This window comes from Rhizobium sp. AN6A, assembly GCF_900215635.1.
GTDB classification, from domain to species: domain Bacteria; phylum Pseudomonadota; class Alphaproteobacteria; order Rhizobiales; family Rhizobiaceae; genus Agrobacterium; species Agrobacterium tumefaciens.
Window position 1 is genome coordinate 14496 of sequence record NZ_OCNC01000001.1, and the last position, 19934, is coordinate 34429.

Below are 19934 nucleotides of genomic sequence, written 5' to 3' on the forward strand. Positions count from 1 at the left end.
TGTCACTCATGCCAGCCGCTTCGGTTAGGCGCTGATCGACGGCAGGCTTTATTTGCCTGATCCGTGGGCGAGAAATGAGAAGCGCTGCAAGGTCGCATCGGTTTCGGACGAAGCCGCTTTTGCGCAAACGCTACTCAATGCGCCTTTAAGCGCAGAACTGATCAGGCGATCGACATCGCGGATCTTATCGTGGCCAATGGTCAACGACCGCGCTGACAGGCCGGACATATGACAGCGCCGTCCGACGGTGATCTGCGCTGAAAAACCTTTCTAACCGGGCCGTTCCACATATGCGTCAAAACAAATTTTGCACGCCGAAACACAAACTTATGTGCTTGGTATTCGTGCAGTTCGTTCCGCCAACGTCGTCCTAGAGTTTCATTTGGCGTCGGGACATATGAGCCGCACCACGGACCATCTATCGTCGCCTCAGGTGGCTTGGATATGCTCGCCTCTGGGCTCCGCCGCATGGCCGCGCCGCATGCCAAAGCCAACGAAGTCGCCGCCCGTCCGTTGCGCGGCCGTTGTAAACGTAACCATGAAGCGCACGGAACGCGATACCGCGATGCTTCAGTCAACTTCCCGTCAGGCAGAGTGTGGACAGTGACATCGCGGGTTCGGCAAGGCCTAAAAGTCCCATTCCCGAGAGCGCTAGACCGAGCGCCTTGCGTATTTTCGGCTGGGCTTGATACGAAGTGCTCCGGGACTTGAGGAAACTCACGCCCAAGGCGACGGACCCGACCGCGGGCACGGTGGCTAGGCCGAACCCGGCCATGAACATTGCTCCGCCCTGAGGCGACCCCGCGAGCATGCCCGTTAAAAGCGCATTGTACACCATGGCACAGGGCGCAAATCCCCAGCCCATCCCGGCAAGCAGCGGCGATGCCTGCTGCCAGGCTGGCGACATGGGGCGTGTCGAGGCGATGAAAAAACGCCGAAAGAGTCCATCGAGCTTGCCAAAGGCTGGTAGGACGCCTGCAATGGATAGGCCGCTGGAGACCACGGAGAGTGCTGCAAGAAGGCGAAGGACTGGTTGCGCTGGCGACAATTGTAGCATGAAATCCAGAGCACCGCCAATCGTCCCGACGAAGGCCCCGGCTAGCATGTAAGTCAACACGCGACCCAGTTGCAGGGCGGAAACTGCCCGGACCCGCGCAACGCCGCCGTTTTCTCCGGCATTTGTGGCGAGAAGAAGGGAGGACGCGATGCCGCCGCAGAGGCCGGCGCAATGAAGGCTGCCGGCCAATCCCATCAGGAATCCGCTGGCAAGCAATGTCGCCAGGGTCATGGTCGCCGCCCCCGCGTCGGGGGAGGCGTCCGGTTCCTACCTGTAATCATCGCACCGTCAGGCATTGACCTCGGCCGGCATGCTGGCGCGATTGATCTCCGGCGCGAGATTGATCGCGGGATTGCCGTTGAAGAAGCCCGACGGCATCAGCTTGAAGCCGGTGGTTACGCAGGGCTGCACCGGAAAATCCTCGAGCCGTACCGGATGATGCAAGCCGAAGACATGCCACATGACGACTTCGGTGTTCTCCAGCGGGCGATCCGCCTTGATGAAATCTGAAAGTCCGCCACGACCGCTGGAATGGTTCATGAATTCGCCAGCAGGGTAGCGCTCCTGCGGGTCGTAGCGGGTGAACCAGACATGGTTCTCGACGAAGGAGGCCCGCTTGCCGGAAGGGGAACCGGGATGAACGAAGGGCGTGACGCAATGGGTGGCTTCGAGCTTGTAGCCGACCGGGCGGCCAACGCGGTTCAGGCTGTTCGGATTGACCACCTTCCAATAGCGATGCGAGGCCGGGTTTGCGCGCCGCGCCGCCTCGCTTTCCCGGGCAAGGATCGTCTCCTCCTCGAAAAAAGCATTGCCATAGGGATTTTTCGGACCCGGCGGCTCGCTATAGGTGTTGCATTCGACCACGCTATTTTCATCGCCGTCCACCGCCATTTCGACCCGGGCACACAGGATATGCTGGTGGATATGACCGAGCACGCCCGGTGCGACTTCGCGGCCGTATTTGGTGGGCTCGCCGGGAAGGCAGGCTGCGGTATTGATGATGCCGGTCGCCTTCACCTCGAACTCGATCATGCCGTCGAGGAAGAGATACCAGTAGAGCGCATACTCATAGTTACCGACGGTGCAGATGGTTGAAATCACCAGCTTGGCGCCGCGCCGGATCTCGGTGCGCTCGGTGCGAAAGTCGATGTGCTTCCACAGCAGACCGGAATCCTCCTCGTGAACGCAGATCGCCTTCTCGATCGTCCACGGTTCGCCGTCCATCGTGTTCAGGTGCACGTCGAGATACTGGATGACGCCCAGGCAGTCGCATCCCAGTTTCAGCGAATTGGCCAGCTTGCCGATGCCATATTCGCCGATGTCGAACACGTTCTTTCTGAAATGACCGTTGTCGGGGCTGCCGTAGGGAACGGTCATTTCGACGATCGAGGCGCGATGGGCGATAGGTCGGCCGTCAAAGCGGATGTCATGTAGCGTCAGGGCCTCGCGAGCATTGAAGCCGACCACGAGCGACCAGTTGCGCCAGTTTAGGCGCCTGCCGTCGAACGAGAAGTTGACGCCCTCGGGCTGCTCGACATTGATCGGCCGTGCTTTCGGTTGAAAGGTTTCGATGAACTGGTTCTCATAGTTCACCTCCATCATCGGAACCGGTACCACGCCGTAGTCATCGACGCGGATCACGCGGTTCTCGATCAGATCGACGACGGCATTAAGGCCCTCGATCGGGTGCGCGTAGAAATTCTCGTTCTCGCGCAGGCGCAGCCAGACGAAGACATGCGCCAGATGCCTCCCCTCCTCGCCGGGGATATCGAAATTGCCGGCCGACCACGGGTCGACGCAAACCATCGACATGTCGGCGATGCCGCGCTTGGCGCAGGCGGCGATGAAGGCCGGATCGGCGCGCACGATGTCCTCGATCCCGACGAACTGCTCCAACTGGATCATCGGACGTTGGCCGGGGCAAGCCTCCGCCGAAAGGATCGTCTCGCTATCCAGGCAGACCGTCATTTTCGTGACGCTCACGGTCTTGCTGCTGAAGACGTTGACGGAGGCCTTGCGGGCGATCCCTGCGCCCGGTCGGAAGGCGCTGACATCCGAGCGTGACGGTTCTTGCAACTGGATCGTCTCGAACCGGGTGTCAGCGCCATATGGCGGATTCGTGCGGACGATGGCCGCAGCGCGGCGGATTTCGTCGGATGTGAGAGACTGGAGCGGATGGGTGACGTCAGGCGAGGCTGGGCGCCGTGACGCCGTGCAGCAGGTATCCATGTCAAATTCCTTTTCATGCTCGATAGGGCGGATCGCGGGACGACGTGCCGCCAATATTTGAGGTTCACAGTGCCAAAGCGCCCGGTTCAGGCGAAAGCGCGACCGAGATTGGCGTAGACGTCGGGCTTGCGGGACTTCATCCAGATGGCCAAAGCCGCTCCCGACGCACCTGTCAGGCCAACCAGCAAGGGGAAGCTTTCAACGACCAGTGATTCCGAGCCGCTGACGAGAGGCAGGTTGATGATCATCAGGATCAGGCACCCGATAAGCCCTGCCATGCTGAGAAACGGCGCAACGACGCGGTGCCATAGGCTCACACCACTGGCAGCCTTGTGGAAAAAGCCCATGACGGCCAGCGAAACGAGGGATTGCAGAACAAGAACGCCGACGCTGGAGAAAGCGCCCATCCATGCGAAAACAACGGCGTAGGGATCCTGTCCGCCAAGCGCGAAGGCAAGAACGAAAACCGCAATGAGGATCGTCTGGACAAGGCCCGCCACATGCGGCGACTGGTGCTTGCTGTGCGTGCGGGCCAATCCCTTCCAGGCGATGCCTTCCCGACCGAGCGCGAAGAAATAGCGATTGATGGTATTGTGAAATGAGAGCGCGCAGGCAAACAGACTGGTGACAAGCAGGGCGTCCATCACCATCCCCGCAGTATGCCCGAGCGTGGCCTGAACGGCAGTAAGGTAAAGCGTTGCGGTGTTGGCACTGGCTTCAGCGGCGATATTTTCCGGTCCGTAGTGCAGTGCTACCGCCCAGGTGACGATGGCGTAGAAGACAGCAATGATGACGATGGCGAGATAGGTTGCGATCGGAATGGTGCGTTTGGGGTCCTTCGCTTCCTCGCCGAAAATCACCGTTGCCTCGAAGCCGATGAAGGAGGCAACCACGAAAACCAGCGCCACGCCCATACCGGGCGCGAGGATGGCCGATGGTCCGAAGCCTGCCAGCGTCACGCCGTCCGGCCCGCCGCCCATGAGGAACACCTTCAGCGAGAAAAGCGCCAGGATGGCGATCTCGCCGATCATGCAATAGCCGAGAAGCCGACCTGAGAACTCGATATTGCGCTGTCCGCAAACATGGACGATCAACGCAAGGGCCACAGCGAAGACCCACCAGGCGATATTCGGACCGCCGGGCCGTCTTGACGATGTCATTGACGAAGAAGCCGAACAGACCGAACACGGCGATTTCGATGGCGAAATAGGTGACCAGCGCGATGAAGGCGCCCGCGACACCGGCGGGCCGGCCGAGACCCGCTGCGATATAAGGATAAAACCCACCGGCATTGCCGACGAAGCGGCTCATGGTGGTGAAGCCGACGCTGAACAACAGGTAGAGCATGCCGACCAGGAGGTACATGGCCGGTACGCCGGGGCCGTTTCCAAAGGCAAACGCAGCGGGTGACGCCCCCACGACGGCCGTCAGAGGAGCTGCGGCGGCGACAACGAAGAAGACGATGTGCGAGATTCCGACCGCATTCTTCCGAAGTTTGAAATCTTCCTCAACTAACGTCATCATATTCCCCTTTTTTATTGTTTATTATTCGATTGAAATATCTTCAAAAGACAGCAATATACAGTGACCGTTACGCAAGGCGAACGGATAAGTACTCAGGCCGGGGCCTTCTATTGATGCTTCTGCTCACGCTATGACGTCGTGGCGACGAAGTAATTGACAATTTGCGCCAGATTGCAGTGGAAGTGATTTGCTTCACGCGCTGAAATCGTGATCCTAACTGGCACGCCGTTTGCTTCGTGCACTGCTTGAAGGAGCGCGACAATGGAAGCTTCGGGCGTAATAGACGCGACGGTAATCGAAACAGCGCTGGCGACGATGGATGGGATAGACCGGTCCGTCATCGCAGCACGGATCGGGTTGGCAGGCGGCGCGCTGTTCGGCAATCAGCGCTTTCTGCCGCTCGCTACATTCACGGCTCTGCTTGATGTAGCGGCAGAGGAAACACGCGATCCCTTGCTTGGACTTCATGTCGGAAAGCTGTTTGAAGTCGATGGCTTGGGGGACCTATCAAAGCTCTTCCGCTCGGCCGGCACGGTGGGTGAGGCGATCGAAAAATTCACCCGCTATTTTCCTGTGCTGCAGAGCAATACCCGCACTGCTCTGACTATAGATAACGGTATTGCGCGCTTCTCGTATACGATCACCGACATGACGGTGCGCAATCGCACGCAGGATTCCGACTTTACGGAAACCGTGTTCTGCAAGATGCTACGTGCTGCGATCGGCCATGATTGGCGACCAAGCAGCATAGACTTCGAGCATGCAGCCGAAGGGCATTTGCCGACTTATCAGTCACATTTCGGCTGCAAACTTCGTTTCGGCCGCCGCGAGAACGCCATTTATTTTCCCGCGCACGAACTTCACGCTCCTATTCTGCGCGCGGACGATCGGCTTCATGCCAGGATCGAAGCGGATATCAGCGACGTTATCACGAACGGCCAAGCACGGCTTGATATCATCGCCAGTATCAAGGCGTGGATTGTAGCGGCGCTGGTGCGGGGAGCGCCTGTGGATGCTGAGGATGCAGCTAACGCTTTTGGTATGAGTCTGCGAAGCCTGCAACGCAAGCTGCTCGAACTGGGCGTAAACTTCATCGACCTGCGACATCAAGTGCGGATAGAAATTGCCAAGACGCTTCTCTCGAACACATCTCTCCCGATTCCCGTTATTGCTGAGCAGATGCGCTTCAGTGAGACGAGCGCTTTTTGTCGCAGCTTCAAGAAATTGAGCGGCAGCACCCCCGCGCGTTATCGCGACGATGCTCGACTGTCGCCAGTGTAGCATCTGCGTCGCCTTTCATGTGTGATCGAATTTTCCGTGCCATGGGATCTGATACCATTCCTGATGCAACTTCATGGTTAGCCTGTGCCTAGGATGGGGACCTGATCAAAGAATTGTCTTTATTGCATGATTCTTGCTTGTTCGAGGTTCAAAGCAAGGATGCTCATGATGAGCGATCTTTTCTGGCTTTCGGACCCGGCATCCGGCCGATGCATATGACCTGCAACCCTTCCTACAATCGGCAAGGATGTTGTCTTGGGTGTTGCCGGTTCTTGAATGGAAACAGGCGGGGCGCGCACCTTGCGATGCGCGGCCCGCCTTATCTGGCTGCTGTCCGGTCAGGCCGGGAGCTGGAAGTAGGCGTTTGCGGCGAGAACGACGGCAAGGCCGGCGGCGAGCGCTGCATAGGGCAGGATCCCGGCTTTCTTAACACCCAGATCCTGGCCGACGAGGCCCAGGTCTTCCATGGCGCCCTCCGGGAATTTTCCTCCATCGCGCACGTAATGACGATAAGCGAAGACCGGCAGGATCAGGGCGGCGAAGATGAAGCCGACCCAGAGTGCGTTGGAATACCCCCAGACCTTGGCGCCAGCACCGAGGAACAGCGCGTTGACGAAGGCGAGAACGGTGTTGAGACCGATCAGCCAGGTGGGTGCTTTCCACGGGCGCGGGATATGGCCGGCATCCATGCGGTGAATCCAGCCAGCGTTGAGGTTGAGGAAGTTAAATATAATGTAGCCGACATTGGAGACGGCAAGCACGAAGAAGTAACCAGCGACGTCAGAAGCAATGGCCAGCAGAATGAGATTGAAGGCGAAGTCAGTCCACATGGCGCGAGTAGGTGCGCCGTGTTCATTGACGTGATCGAGATACTTTGGCAGCCAGCCGTCTTTCGAACCCTGATAGAGGGTGCGCGACGAGCCCGCCATTGCCGTCATGATAGCGAGAAACAGCGCCATGATCATCAGGATCACGAGGATCTGCGTGACGATGCGGCCGCCATGGACAAGGCTTGCCAGAGCCTCTGCGACACCCGTGCCATTGACAATGCCGGGCGCGAGCATGCCTGCATGGCCGAGAACGCCCTGAAAGGTGAAGGGAATGAGGAAGAAGAACAGGCAGCACAGAAGGCCCGAATAGAAGATTGCCTTGAACGTGTCGGTATTCGGGTTCTTCAGTTCACGGGTGTAGCAAACGGCGGTTTCAAACCCGTAAGTTGACCATGCCGCGATGTAGAGGCCACCGAGGAAAAGCGTCCAGCCGCCGTTGCTCCACACGCCATCGACGCCAGAATAACCGGCTGTCGGCGGAACGAGATTGGTCACATTGGCGATGTCGATCTGGCCGGAGAAGATTGGGTAGAGGCCGATGATCAAGAGCGGTAGAAGAACGATAATAGCAAGCCACTTCTGGACGCTTGCCGTTCCCTGGATGCCGCGGTGCTGGATCGCGAAGATGATCAGCATCAGGATGGCACCGATAACAAAGGTGGCGTTAAGGTTGGCGTTGGCGAGGAACGGGATGTCGAAGCTGGCAAGCGACCAGTTGCGGATCGGAGGCGTCAGCGCTGCAACGCCGTCGGCCGAGAGCAGGGCCGAAATGGCTTCGGACTGGCTCTTTCCGGCATGTGCCGCAATCCATTCGGAGACGCGCGGGCTGTCCGCTGCTAACGTTGCCATATTGGCATTGATCCACTCCATGACGGCCGGACTATCGGCGCCAGGAATCGGGAACAGAGCATTGAGGATGTAGCCGGCTGCGATAGCGCAGCCGAGAGACAGAACCGGCGACCAGGCGAACCAGTTGCACCATACCGAGAGCGGTGCGATGAATTTCGAATAACGCAGCCAGGCAGTGGCGCCGTAGATTGATGCCCCGCCCGATTTATTGCCGAACATGCCCGCGATTTCGGCATACGTGAAGGACTGCAGGAAGCCCATTACCATGGAAATAATCCAGACAACGAAGGCGAGCTTGCCCGTCGTGCCTGCAATTCCGCCGATGGAAAACAGCACGAGTGGCGGTACGCCGGCGGCGACCCAAAACGCCCCTTTCCAGTCCAGCGCACGAATCAACCCCGTGCCCGGGGCAGCCGATTCTTCGGTCTCAACGATAGAAGCCATAATAGTCTCCTCGACCAGTTTTTTGCCGTGAAGCGCGTGTGCGCGCGTCCCCAATAGGATGGTTCTTGCTGCGGTTTCTCGCTGGATGGCGCCTGCGTTTTGCAGTGTCGCCATCTGTTCCCAATTGCAATTTCGAGTCCGCAACTTTTTCTCATAGTGAATTTTTTTTCTTTTAGGTCAAGTATCTCTTTACATTCCGCTGCGTCTCATAGGATAGTTTTGCCATAATACCGGTTCAAAGAAGGACGCGTTCGGGGCAGCGAAGCGCGTCCGCCACCGGGCGGGAGCTGAGATGGACAATTCCGGACGATCTGCAGGCGCACTGATGCCGCCAAGACCAAGCACGATTTTGCGGCCGGGTATTCCGACGCTGATGCCCGGTGTTGAGCGATACCGCGTCAGGGGGCGTGGCACGACGGTGGTCAAGGTTGCCGCCGGCGACCGGGTTGTTATCAAGGACGTCGAAGGCGGACAGCTTTGTGAAGCGAGTTTCGTCGACGCCGGCGGCCGGTTCAACGCTGCCGGCCTCGGTGTCTCCTTCGCGCGGCCCGCCGACGGACTTCTGGAAATTCTCGGGCGGGACGAAGACAGCGCACGACGGACGCTCGCCGCCTTGAAACGGCGCAATGTCGATCCCTCAGGCGCACAAGCGCTGGTGCTGTTCGGTGAAAACTCTTCGCCGGGCGCCTCCGCGGAATTGACGATAACGCTCGACGGCCTGCTGATCGTCGCGGCTCCGGCGCCGCCAATGGACCTGGAAGAACAGAACACCGCGACAGCGCTCGAACTACTGATCACCCGGTCCACAATCGAACGGACTTACGTGGACATGCTGCCGGAACCGATGGCCGACCCGATACAGGATCTGCGCATTCGGGCGGCACGGGCTTCGGCCTATTTCGTGCGGGCCGGCGAGTTCATTCAGGTGATCGATGTCTCGGGCAGGCAATGTACGGATTTTCAGGCTTTTTCGGCCCGCAAGGTCGACAAGGGACTGGATCTCGCTCTCGATGCGACGGTGACCCGCACGCTTCTCGGGCGCAGCTACCCGATGCCCGGACTGCCATCCAAGGCGTTCGACCGGGATTTCGAGCCCCTGGTGGAGATCGTGCAGGACACGGTCGGACGCCACGATGCCTTTGCTACTGCCTGCAACTCGCGCTACTACGACGACATGGGGTATCCTGGGCATGTCAACTGCACCGAAAACTTCAACGATGCGCTGGCGCCCTTCGGCATTGCCCCGCGCAAGGGTTGGGAGGCGCTCAATTATTTCTACAACACCAATGTTGATCATCACAATCAGCTCTATCTGGACGAGCCCTGGTCGCGGCCGGGCGACTACGTGCTGATGCGGGCGCTGACCGATCTCGTCTGTGTCTCGTCGTCTTGCCCGGACGATATCGACGCGGCAAACGGTTGGGATCCGACAGATATCCATGTCCGCACCTATTCGGACAAGGAGACATTCTCGCGCGCCGTCGCCATCCGAATGACCCCTGATGCAGAGCCCGAAATGACCAAAGAAACCGCTTTCCATCCCCGTTTCTCGGGCCTTACCCGCAACCATGTCGAATATCGCGGCTACTGGCTGCCCAACCGCTTCAACAATGAAGGGCCGATCGAGGAATACTGGGCGTGCCGTGAAAACGCCGTAGTCATGGACCTCTCGCCGCTCAGGAAATTCGAGGTGACGGGGCCTGACGCGGAGGCGCTGCTGCAATATTGCTTCACTCGAGACATCCGCAAGCTTTCGCCCGGACAGGTCGTCTACACGGCCATGTGCTACGAGAATGGCGGCATGATCGACGACGGCACAGTGTTCCGGCTCGGCCAGAACAATTTCCGCTGGATCGGCGGCGATGACGTCAGCGGTATCTGGTTGCGCGAGCAGGCAGAGAAGAAGGGATATAAAGCCTGGGTGCGCTCCTCAACGGACCAGATGCACAACCTCGCCGTCCAAGGACCGAAAAGCCGGGACATTATCAAGCAGATCGTCTGGACAGCCCCGATGCAGCCGTCGATCGGTGAACTCGAATGGTTCCGCTTCGCCGTCGGCCGCATCGGTCATTTCGAAGGCGCGCCGGTCGTCGTTTCGCGCACTGGCTATACGGGCGAACTCGGCTATGAAATTTTCTGTCATCCCAAGGATGCGCTCACCGTATTCGACGCTGTCTGGGAGGCTGGCCAGGAGCACGGGCTGAAGCCGATGGGACTGGAAGCGCTCGATATGGTGCGTATCGAGGCGGGGCTGGTGTTCGCCCATTATGACTTCTCCGACCAGACCGATCCCTTCGAAGCCGGCATCGGCTTTACCGTGCCGCTGAAGTCGAAAACCGAGGATTTCATCGGCCGCGAGGCGCTGATCAAGCGCAAAGAGAACCCGCGCTACAAGTTGGTCGGCCTTGATATTGACGCCAACGACGACGTTGGCCACGGCGATACGGTGCATATAGGGAGGGCACAGGTCGGTGTCGTGACCAGTTCGACGCGTTCACCGATTCTGAAGAAGACAATCGCGCTGGCGCGGATGGATGCCTTGCATTCGGAAATCGGCACCGACGTAGAGATCGGCAAGCTGGATGGCCAGCAGAAGCGGCTTCCAGCAAGGATCGTGCCGTTTGCGCACTACGATCCGCAGAAGCTCAAGCCAAGGTCGTGAGGGAGCAGCTCTCGCCGTGGCGAGCGGTCAGTCCGATTTGTGCTGCGCCATCGAAAACTGCCGCGCGACGGCATCGGAATGTTTCGCGCGCGTGTGCATTCCGAGGAAAGAACGCCAGGCAAGCACCAGGCGTGTCGTTCTGCGCCGATCGGCGCCAGCGAGGAGTTTCAGGGAGCACAAGAAATGCAGGATTTCGGCGGTGCGCGTCGCGGTCGCGCGCATGTCGTCGGTCTGTTGTTCGATACGCCCTAGTAGAGGGATTCGATGTTGATGATGCTGCGTTCGAGATAGAGAAGCTCGCCGTTTACGCCCCAGACGTCACCGGTGGTTTCCGTACCCAAATATAGCGACCCTTGTTGTGGCGGATGCGTTATTTCAGCGCCTCGCGACTACTTCACCCATGACGCGGGTGGTCTCCTCGAAATTGATGTAGGTTTAAGCGCGTATCGACTGCCGATAACCTCAAGAGGAAACCTTTTATCCGTCCGAGAGCGCTGCTTAGAAAATCCATGGGGACCTGGTAAATGCTGGAGGGCGGACAAGAATACTATGGATGGTTCTGGATGATACTCCGTTACTCGAAATTTGTGGCCGAAGGTCATTGAGATGGCCTTCGGCTTTGTCGTCACGAGCGATCAGTTCTTTAGATAAACCTCGAGCGTATCGTCCATAGCCTCCAACCATGGCGTATGATGCTTGGGTGCGAGGGTGCCGGTCATCAGCGACTTGTAGGCGTTGTCGCGGAAGCCCATGATGTTCGCAGCCTTGTGGTGCTCCCATTCCATGAAGGTCTTGTTGGTGCCCTCGACGTCGAACTTCGGATAGTCGGTGTCCTCCAGAAGTTCGATGATGTAGTCGCCTTGGAACCAGATCATCTGCTCGGCATCTTCCAGCGTTTCCTCGCGGGCACGCCACTTGTCGAAATGCGCCTTCATCTCTGCTTTCGAGGGCAGGCCGACGCGGCCCATGATGACGTCGCGTGCATACCAGGCCTGGGCGTCGAACATGTTGAAGGTGTAAAACTGGTCCTGCATGCCGATATACATCAACTGCGGATTGTCCTCGTAGACCACACCCTTGTAGAGACTGTCGCTCCAGAGGCGGTTGGCTGTCTTCAGGCGCAGGTCATCCGGCAAGAACGGGAAATGGTGGAGGTAGCCGGTGCACAGGATCAGCGCATCGACCTCCTTGGTCGATCCGTCGGCGAAATGGGCTGTTTTATTGACAAGCTTCTGCAATAGCGGCCGCTCTTCGAAGCGCTCCGGCCATTTGAAGCCCATTGGCTTGGAACGGTAGCTGGTCGTCACCGACTTGGCACCGTATTTCCAGCATTGCGATCCGATATCCTCGGCAGAATAGCTGCGGCCGACGATCAGCACGTCCTTGTCCTTGAACTCCAGGGCATCGCGGAAATCGTGGGCATGCAGCACGCGGCCGCCGAAGGTCTTCACGCCTTCGAAATACGGGACGTTTGGGGTCGAGAAATGGCCGGAGGCGACGACGACATAGTCGAACTCCTCGTCATACATCCGGTCCTCGACGCGGTTGTGCGCGGTCACCGTGAATTTCTTCGTCGCCTCGTCGAACCGCACCATGCGCACGGGGGTCGAGAAGCGCACCCATTTACGCACGTCGGCCTTTTCGACGCGGCCCTTGATGTAGTCCCACAGCACGGCGCGAGGCGGATAGGAGCCGATCGGCTTGCCGAAATGTTCCTCAAAGGAATAGTCGGCAAACTCCAGGCATTCCTTGGGGCCGTTCGACCAGAGATAACGGTACATGCTGCCATGGACCGGCTCACCATACTCATCGAGGCCGGTGCGCCACGTGTAATTCCACAATCCGCCCCACTCGGCCTGTTTCTCGAAGCAAACCACTTCGGGGATTTCCGCGCCCTTTTGGGCCGCGGACTGGAATGCTCTCAATTGAGCAAGACCCGATGGTCCTGCGCCGATTACCGCTACTCTAGTCATATATGTATGTTCCCTTTTATATCGTTGTAAGCTTTTTGAAGACCTTCAATCCGGATGGATGCCCGCGCTGGTCGGCGCACCGTCGTCATATTTCGCCAACCAGTCGATCATGATCTGACGATTGCGGGTCAGCCCCTTGTAGTCGACGATCTCGGCAGGCAGGCTTTTCAACACGCGCGGCAGGCGGCGGCCCCATTTCGGTACGGTGACCAGCTCATTGAGGTTGATCAGATAGCAGCGGATGACGAAGAGGATGGCGTTGGAGCGCGGCAGGCGCCAGAGACTCTGCAGCTCGACGCGCAGATGCATTTTGTCGCCGACATTATCGGGCGTAACCGTTGCCCGGTCCGGTCCCCATTTGGGGAAGTTTTCTGGAGATGTATCGAGCCGCGGATTGACCGTCATCGTCCAGTTGAGGCGCCGCGTCGGCTTGCCCTGCTGCAGGTTGAGCAGGAACTTCAGCGCCCGTTCGAACACGCCGATCTGGTGAGCAAGTGGTACCGGACCGTGCCATTCCATAAAGTTCATGCCGATGTCGAAATCCAGCGACCAATCAGCCTGGGTGGTGACCATGCCGGCATCCATCCAGAGATTGTTGTCACGCTGGTCGACGATGCAAAAATCGCCCTGTGCTTGCCTTGTGATGTATTCCATTGGCGGATAGGGAAGCGTCGACGGGTCGCCGAAGGTGAAGGTCTCGTCGATGCCAAGCGGCCTGTTGATCCAGCGCCAGCGGTCCCCGTTCTTTTCAAGAGTGAAGTGTTCGGGGTAATCCTGCGCCTTATGCTCCATCAGCAGTTCAAGGACATCCCATTGCGCCGTCATCATGTGTGGCAACGCCTGGCAGCGGAGCGGGTCTTCCTTCAGCACCATCGCCCGGTCCTGCATCTCCGCGACGTAATGTTCGTCGACATCGACCAGGTTTTCAAAGACGCTGTCCTTCTTGCCCCGGACATGCGGCTCCATATTGACCGAGTACATGTATTCGTCGCGGTCGAAGGGAAAGGGAAAACGCCTGATATTGTGGAGGCTGTTGCGGAAGCTGAAGTCGTCGCGGAACGTTTCGTTCCTGAACGTGATGGTCATCTGTCCGGTCCCCTTAAGCTAGAGTTGAAGAACGAGTTGCTGGCCCTTGAACCGCGATACGCAGATCATGACCTTTTTGCCGGATGCCTTTTCCTCGTCCGACAAATAGATATCGTTATGTTCAAGGGTACCATCGCAGGAGGAAACCGCAGTTTCGCACTGGCCGCAGGCTCCTCCGCGACACATGTAGGGGGCATCGCAGCCATGGGCTTCGGCTGCCTCCAGAATGCTCTGGTGCTCGCCGACGGTCATGTGGATGTTGGATTTTTCGAGAAACACCTGGAACGGCAAGCCGGCGGGCGGTGCCAGGAACCGTTCCGAATGTAGGTTCTCCTTCGGCCAGCCCGCCTCCAGCGCCGTCATCAGCACGCCGTCGATCATGCCAGCGGGACCACAGACATAGAGATGCGTGCCAAGCGGCTGGTTGTCGGCGATCTTGGCCACGGGAAGGTAATTCTTTTCCTCGTCGACATAAATCTTGATGCGGCGCGGACCGTAGCGATCGAGCAACTGCTTCCAGTAAGCCCCGTGCGAGCGGGAACGGATCGCATAGTGCAGTTCGAAGGCGATGTTGTCGCGGCTGAACTGCTCCATCATGGCGATGAAAGGGGTGATGCCGATGCCGCCGGCAAACAGCAGGTGCTTGCGGCCGCGATGGTCCGGCGCGAAGAGATTGACAGGCTGGCTGATGGTCAGCTGATCGCCCGGCTTCACCTGCTCATGCAGGAAGATCGAGCCGCCGCGGGAATTGGGAACCCTGAGCACGCTGATCTCGTAGGCACTATTATCATCAGGATTTGACATGAGCGAATATGGGTTGCGGCGCAGAAGGCCACTATCGTTCATTGAAACGACGACATGGGCGCCGCCTGAGAAGAACGGCATGGGATGTCCGTCTGTTCGCTCGAAGCGGAAACGTTTGACCAGATCGGTGACCTGGGTCACATCAGCGACCCTCACAGGCATATCGGTATTGAGGCTCATGGGAACATTTCCTCAGGGTCAGGCGCAGTACCCGGTTCTTCCGCATCGATATTGACACCCTGGAACGCGCCGATACGTCTCGAATAGTGATCGCGCACCAGCAGAGGCAGACCGCAATGGGTGCAGGCAAAGGGGCTGGTGGTCACGTTGTCGGTGATGCCCTTGCAGTGCACGCATTGTACCCGACGCGCCGTCGAGCCGCGATGTTCGGTGTGGATAGAGTTGAAATCGATCGCGAATTCGAGCGCAACCTGCATGACCTGACCAATGAAGCCTTCCGTGCCAGCGATATAGAGCCGCGTTCCCATCCGGGCCTGATCCAGACAGGCGCGCAGACGAAACAATAGCGGCTGAAGCGTCGGAGCCTGCCAGAAAATATCGGGCGACAGGGCCGCGAGCGTGACGTCGTAGGCTTTGGGTGCTGCACCGGCGGCGAGATAGAGGATTTCCGATTTTGCGAGGAAATCCCTGCCTTTCAAGTCGACCTGATCGGTCAGGGCTGCCGCCCCCTCGCCCTCAAGGACGAAGAGGTGGCGTTTGGCGTGGGGATCAATGCTGAGCCCCTTATATTCCGGCCTGCTTTTGATCCCTTGCACGAGCATACTGTCAGTCCTGTGCCATCCGCTTGGTCTTCTTCGGATCATCGAAGGTGATTGTATGGGCGATGGCTTTTGCGTTCAGCGACTTGCCACGCACTTCAAGCGGCGTGCCCTGCACGGCCTTGTCCACATCGAGACGTGCGATTGCCATCGAGCGGTTCGTGAGCTTGGAATAGCTCGGGCAGGTGATGACACCGACCTTTTTGTCATCGGCAAAGACCTCGTCGCCGAGATCGGCGGGACCATCCGCCTCGATAAGAAGCCCGAAAATCTTGAAACGTTCCTTGCCCTTGAGGCGCGCATGCTCCTCGGCACCGCGGAAACCTGTCTTGCCCGGGCTAACGGTGAAGTCGAGGCCGAGCTCCCACAGGCTGTCGCCGGGCTGCTCGTTCGCAAACGGATACATCTGCGAATTGTCGTAGGGATAGAATAGCAGGTAGCTTTCAACCCGGAGCATGTCGAGAACGCTGAAGCAGACGGGGATGATGCCCATCTCCTTGCCTTCATCGACGATGCGATCCCAGACCATGCCAGCATCCTGACCGCGCACGAAGATTTCATAGCCGCGTTCGCCGGTGTATCCGGTGCGCGAGATCATCACCGGGGCTCCGAACAGCGTCGTCTGCATGTGATGGAAATATTTGAGGGAGCGGATGCCGGGTACATGCTTTTCGAGATAATCGACGGCGAGCGGTCCCTGCAGCGACAGGTCGTGCAGGTCGTCGTCGAACAGCACGGCGCAATTGCGGCCCTGTGCCTGCTTGACGATTTCCTCATGGCACGCGCCGGAGCCGTGAACCAGCATCCAGGAGTTTGGACCCGTGCGGTAGATGATGCCGTCATCGATAAAATGACCTCGGTCATTGAGCATGCAAGCATAGACGGACTTGCCTGGGTAAACCTTGGTGACGTTGCGGGTGGTGATGTAGTCGAGCACCGCGATCGCATGGGGTCCGACGAGATGTACCTTTTTCAGGCCCGACACGTCCATGATGCCAGCCTTGGTGCGCACGGCAATGTGTTCTTCGTAAATATCCTTGTCGTAGGTCCAGGCGGTTCCCATCCCGTTCCAGTCTTCAAGCTTCGAGCCCAGCGCCCGGTGGCGATCCGCCAGAGCTGAAAAACGCCATGTAGAAGTCATAATATCCCGTCCCCTATTTTTACTGTATGGAATATTTGTTTCCTGAGTATAATGCTGTTTTCACGGTTGGCAAGCGTTCCACTTTAGAATTTCGGCGGTTTCAGACCACCTAATCGATAGGCCGCGATCACCGTATTTGCCATCAGCATGGCTATGGTCATCGGTCCAACGCCGCCCGGTACCGGTGTGATAACAGCAGCGACATCGGCGCATTCGGCAAAGGCGACATCGCCCACCAGCCGCGACTTGCCCTCGCCCCGGTCAGCTGCAGCAATCCGGTTGATCCCGACATCGATCACGGTCGCGCCGTGCTTCAACCAGTCGGCCTTGACCATTTCCGGACGGCCGACGGCGGCGACGAGAATATCGGCCTCACGGCAGATGCGGGGGAGGTCCTTCGTACGCGAATGGGCGACAGTGACCGTCGCATTGGCATGAAGCAGGAGCTGCGCCATCGGCTTGCCGAACAGGTTGGAACGGCCGATGACTACGGCATTCAGCCCGGAGAGATCGTCTCCATGGATACCCCGCACGAAGAGCATCGCACCGGCGGGCGTACAGGATACGAGCCCGGTTGAAATGTCGCCCGTGGCAAGCTTGCCGGCGTTCATCACATGAAGCCCATCGACATCCTTCTGCGGCAGGATGGACTGGATGATCGGCTCGGAATTCAGATGTTTCGGTAGCGGCAGCTGCACGAGAATGCCGTGGATTGAACTATCCGCATTGAGCCTGCCGATCAGCGCCGCAAGCTCCGCCTGCGTCGTCTCGGCAGGAAGCGTATGCTGAACCGATTTGAAACCGCATTCCTTCGCCGTACGGCTTTTCGCGCCGACATAGGTGTGGCTTGCCGGATCGTCGCCGACGATCACCACTGCCAGCCCGGTCTTTGCACCGGTCTTAGCTTCCAGATCTGCGACCGCCGCCGTCACGGTCTCGATCACGGTGGCGGCAACTTGCTTGCCATCGATTACATCAGCCATGGCTGCTTACCCCATCCGCTCGGACGCATAGCTGCCCGGGCTTGCAGGGAAGACGACAGTGCGGTTGCCGTTGATGAAGGTGCGGTGGTGAATATGGGCGTGGATGGCGCGTGCCAGAACCTGCGCCTCAACGTCACGCCCGAGAGACACATAATCCTCCGGGCTCTGGGCATGGGTGATACGCACAATATCCTGCTCGATGATTGGACCCTCATCGAGATCGGCAGTCACATAATGCGCTGTTGCACCGATCAGCTTCACGCCGCGCTGATAGGCCTGCTTGTAGGGGTTGGCGCCCTTAAAGGATGGCAGGAAAGAATGGTGGATGTTGATGATCTTCCCCGACATCGTCTCGCACATCCGGTCGGAAAGCACCTGCATATAACGCGCAAGCACGATCAGTTCAGTACCGCTGCCTTCGACGATCTCCATGATCCGTGCTTCAGCCTTAGGCTTGTTTTCCTTCGTCACCGGAATGTGGTGGAAGGGGATATCATGATTGACCACCACCTTCTGGTAATCGAAGTGGTTCGAAACGACGCCAACGATGTCGATCGGCAATGCGCCGATTTTCCAGCGATAGAGCAGGTCGTTGAGGCAATGGCCGAAGCGCGAGACCATGAGCAGCACCTTCACGCGCTTTTTGGCATCGTGGATTTCGGCGTCCATTCCGAACGTTTCGGCGATCGGCTTAAAGCCTTCGACGAGCGCCTGCCCGCCGACACCGTCTTCCGAGATGAAGGAGACACGCATGAAGAACTTACCGGTATCGAGATCGTCGAACTGGCTGGAATCGACGATGTTGCAGCCCTGCTCGGCAAGATAGTTCGAGATCGCAGCCACGATCCCACGGGTGGATTTGCACGTCACTGTCAATACATAGGTCGTCATGCCGATTTCCTCCGCCGTTTTACGGCCGAATTTTCACTTTGCGCCGCGGATATCCACGCGCACGGGTCCATTCAGGTATGTTTTTGCTGCTGTCAGACGTCGAGCGTTGTCTGGTGCTCCCAGGCGGTGAATTGCGCGCAATAAGCGTTCCACTCGCCCTGCTTGAGCTTCAGATAGGCCTTTGAGAACTCCATGCCCAATGCCTGCTGCAGTTCCTCGTCCTTCTCGTATTCGCGCAGCGCATCGAGAAGATTGAGCGGCAGTTTAGGCGCATTCGTCACGGTATGACCTTCGCGATACATGTCTATATCGTGATGCGGACCGGGATCGGCCTGTGAGCGGACACCCGAGAGACCGGCCGCAATGATGATGGCCTGCAGCAGATAGGGGTTCACGGCGCCATCCGGCAGACGCAGTTCGAAACGCCCCGGCCCTGGCACTCGTACCATGTGGGTGCGGTTGTTCCCGGTCCAGGTCACCGTGTTCGGCGCCCAGGTCGCGCCCGAGATGGTCCGCGGCGCGTTGATGCGCTTGTAGGAATTAACCGTCGGATTGGTGACGGCAGCAAGAGCAGAGGCATGTTTCATGATGCCGCCCAGAAACGTCTTGCCCTTTGCGGAGAGCCCGAAAGGCATTGCCTTGTCGGCAAAAGCGTTGACCTTGCCGTCCAGATCCCAGACCGAAATATGAGCGTGGCAGCCGTTGCCGGTCAGCCCCTTGAAAGGTTTCGGCATGAATGTCGCGCGCAGCCCGTGCTTTTCGGCAACCGACTTGACCATGAACTTGAAGAAGGAATGTTTATCCGCCGTCTGGAGCGCATCGTCATATTCCCAGTTCATCTCGAACTGGCCGTTCGCGTCCTCATGGTCGTTCTGGTAAGGTTTCCAGCCCAACTCCAACATGTAGTCGCATATTTCCGCGATCACATCGTAACGACGCATCACTGCCTGCTGGTCGTAGCAGGGCTTTTCCGCCGTGTCGTACTCATCGGAGATTTTCGCGCCGTCCGGCGAAATCAGGAAAAATTCCGGTTCCACGCCGGTTTTGACCCGCAGCCCTTGCCCGGCCGCTTCCGCGATGAGCTTTTTCAAAACGACGCGCGGCGCCTGTTCCACAGGCTGGTCTTCCATGACGCAATCGGCAGCAACCCAGGCCACATCCTTTTTCCAGGGAAGCTGGATGACAGAGGAGGCGTCCGGCACTGCGAAGAGATCGGGATGGGCGGGTGTAAGATCGAACCATGTGGCGAAACCGGCAAATCCGGCGCCGCCCTTCTGCATATCGGCAATCGCTTCTGCAGGAACCAGCTTGGCGCGCTGACCACCGAAGAGATCGGTATAGCTGATCATGAAATATTTGATGCCTTTTTCGGCAGCAAACTTGGAGAGGTCCAGTGTCACG

The 19934-nt window shown here is 58.4% G+C and carries 16 protein-coding genes; 3 read left to right on the forward strand and 13 right to left on the reverse strand.

Translation table 11 applies throughout. The annotated features are described in order from the left end of the window. Positions 1-574 precede the first annotated feature (574 nt). The 3 genes from CRO62_RS00080 to CRO62_RS00090 form a co-directional block, all read right to left on the reverse strand. Complete coding sequence (locus CRO62_RS00080; protein WP_097098637.1) at positions 575-1288, reverse strand: sulfite exporter TauE/SafE family protein; 714 nt, start codon at positions 1286-1288, stop codon at positions 575-577. Between the two features lie 57 nt (positions 1289-1345). Continuing rightward, positions 1346-3286 carry a primary-amine oxidase gene (locus CRO62_RS00085; RefSeq protein ID WP_097098640.1) on the reverse strand — a complete coding sequence of 647 codons (1941 nt, stop codon included), beginning with the start codon at positions 3284-3286 and terminating at the stop codon, positions 1346-1348. Between the two features lie 86 nt (positions 3287-3372). Continuing rightward, the gene (locus CRO62_RS00090; protein ID WP_323455402.1) at positions 3373-4446 is read right to left on the reverse strand and encodes an APC family permease; all 1074 of its coding nucleotides are present in this window, start codon (positions 4444-4446) and stop codon (positions 3373-3375) included. Between the two features lie 203 nt (positions 4447-4649). Here CRO62_RS00090 and CRO62_RS27385 point away from each other — a divergent pair, with 203 nt between their 5' ends. Next, the gene (locus tag CRO62_RS27385; RefSeq protein WP_323455403.1) at positions 4650-4874 is read left to right on the forward strand and encodes a hypothetical protein; all 225 of its coding nucleotides are present in this window, start codon (positions 4650-4652) and stop codon (positions 4872-4874) included. Between the two features lie 197 nt (positions 4875-5071). After that, entirely contained in the window at positions 5072-6091 is a 1020-nt protein-coding gene (locus tag CRO62_RS00095; RefSeq protein WP_097098643.1) for an AraC family transcriptional regulator, read from the forward strand. Positions 6092-6429: 338 nt separating this feature from the next. On the opposite strand, the gene CRO62_RS00100 is transcribed toward CRO62_RS00095, so the two are convergent. Then, positions 6430-8214 carry an APC family permease gene (locus CRO62_RS00100; RefSeq protein ID WP_097098858.1) on the reverse strand — a complete coding sequence of 595 codons (1785 nt, stop codon included), beginning with the start codon at positions 8212-8214 and terminating at the stop codon, positions 6430-6432. 292 nt (positions 8215-8506) lie between these two features. Between CRO62_RS00100 and CRO62_RS00105 the strand changes: the two genes are divergently transcribed. Continuing rightward, on the forward strand, positions 8507-10876 hold the full coding sequence (locus CRO62_RS00105) for a DUF1989 domain-containing protein (RefSeq protein WP_097098645.1): 2370 nt from the start codon (positions 8507-8509) through the stop codon (positions 10874-10876). 27 nt (positions 10877-10903) lie between these two features. On the opposite strand, the gene CRO62_RS26950 is transcribed toward CRO62_RS00105, so the two are convergent. The 9 genes from CRO62_RS26950 to glnT form a co-directional block, all read right to left on the reverse strand. After that, positions 10904-11098: a hypothetical protein gene (locus CRO62_RS26950; RefSeq protein ID WP_143539358.1), complete on the reverse strand. Its 195-nt coding sequence runs from the start codon at positions 11096-11098 to the stop codon at positions 10904-10906. Positions 11099-11511: 413 nt separating this feature from the next. Next, positions 11512-12849, reverse strand: a complete 1338-nt coding sequence (locus CRO62_RS00115; protein WP_097098649.1) for an NAD(P)-binding domain-containing protein — start codon at positions 12847-12849, stop codon at positions 11512-11514. A 45-nt stretch (positions 12850-12894) separates the two neighbouring features. Then, positions 12895-13935, reverse strand: a complete 1041-nt coding sequence (locus CRO62_RS00120) for a heme-dependent oxidative N-demethylase family protein (protein WP_097098651.1) — start codon at positions 13933-13935, stop codon at positions 12895-12897. Between the two features lie 18 nt (positions 13936-13953). Next, positions 13954-14919, reverse strand: coding sequence for a PDR/VanB family oxidoreductase (locus CRO62_RS00125; RefSeq protein ID WP_097098653.1), 966 nt, complete (start codon positions 14917-14919; stop codon positions 13954-13956). Beyond that, complete coding sequence (locus CRO62_RS00130) at positions 14916-15521, reverse strand: dimethylamine monooxygenase subunit DmmA family protein (RefSeq protein ID WP_097098655.1); 606 nt, start codon at positions 15519-15521, stop codon at positions 14916-14918. Before CRO62_RS00130 ends, CRO62_RS00125 begins: the two co-directional genes overlap by 4 nt. A gap of 4 nt (positions 15522-15525) precedes the next feature. Then, positions 15526-16659: an aminomethyltransferase family protein gene (locus CRO62_RS00135; protein ID WP_097098657.1), complete on the reverse strand. Its 1134-nt coding sequence runs from the start codon at positions 16657-16659 to the stop codon at positions 15526-15528. Between the two features lie 83 nt (positions 16660-16742). Beyond that, positions 16743-17642, reverse strand: a complete 900-nt coding sequence (folD, locus tag CRO62_RS00140; RefSeq protein ID WP_097098659.1) for a bifunctional methylenetetrahydrofolate dehydrogenase/methenyltetrahydrofolate cyclohydrolase FolD — start codon at positions 17640-17642, stop codon at positions 16743-16745. A gap of 6 nt (positions 17643-17648) precedes the next feature. Then, complete coding sequence (purU, locus tag CRO62_RS00145) at positions 17649-18533, reverse strand: formyltetrahydrofolate deformylase (protein WP_097098662.1); 885 nt, start codon at positions 18531-18533, stop codon at positions 17649-17651. 92 nt (positions 18534-18625) lie between these two features. Then, positions 18626-19933, reverse strand: coding sequence for a type III glutamate--ammonia ligase (gene glnT / locus CRO62_RS00150; protein WP_003511506.1), 1308 nt, complete (start codon positions 19931-19933; stop codon positions 18626-18628). Position 19934 lies beyond the last annotated feature (1 nt).